We start from the raw sequence: 645 nt of genomic DNA, 5'->3' as shown, positions 1-645 counted from the left end.
ACTGGGGTGAAGTCGTAACAAGGTAACCGTAGGGGAACCTGCGGTTGGATCACCTCCTTACCTGAAGATACTGCCTTCGAAGTGCTCACACAGATTGTCTGATAGAAAGTAACGAGCAGAAAAAACCTCTACAGGCTTGTAGCTCAGGTGGTTAGAGCGCACCCCTGATAAGGGTGAGGTCGGTGGTTCAAGTCCACTCAGGCCTACCAGATTTTTCCTCATGCTGCGTTGTGACGACGGCTCGCATAGTGAACTATGCTTCGCATCGCCACGCCTTGCCTGAGAAAAAATCGCATTCTTCACGCAAGAATGTGTACTCGGTTGAGTGGTAGTAGACGGTCTCTGCAGTAACTGTATGGGGCTATAGCTCAGCTGGGAGAGCGCCTGCCTTGCACGCAGGAGGTCAGCGGTTCGATCCCGCTTAGCTCCACCATACTGTTTTCTGAAATACTTCAGAGCGTACCGGAAACGGTGGGCTGCGAAGTATTATGCTCTTTAACAATCCGGAACAAGCTGAAAATTGAAACGACGCGCCGCGCTATTCCCCCGTAACAGGGAATAAAGGCGACGCGTTCGAGTCTCTCAATAATCACATCCGCGACGTCGCAAGACGCCTGTGGGTTGTGAGGTTAAGCGACTAAGCGT

At 51.8% G+C, this 645-nt stretch carries 2 tRNA genes and 1 rRNA gene; all 3 read left to right on the top strand.

What is annotated here, in order from left to right:
• A 16S ribosomal RNA gene (locus ACR6A7_RS21120) occupies nt 1-60 on the top strand; the annotation flags it as partial.
• Nucleotides 61-132: 72 nt separating this feature from the next.
• Nucleotides 133-209 (top strand) — tRNA-Ile (locus tag ACR6A7_RS21115).
• A 148-nt stretch (nt 210-357) separates the two neighbouring features.
• Nucleotides 358-433, top strand: a tRNA-Ala gene (locus ACR6A7_RS21110).
• Nucleotides 434-645 lie beyond the last annotated feature (212 nt).

The sequence above is a fragment of the Pantoea phyllosphaerae genome (genome assembly GCF_051025595.1).
GTDB lineage: Bacteria > Pseudomonadota > Gammaproteobacteria > Enterobacterales > Enterobacteriaceae > Pantoea.
The sequence above is the reverse complement of the archived record's forward strand: the minus strand, read 5'-3'. Positions and strand labels throughout refer to the sequence as shown.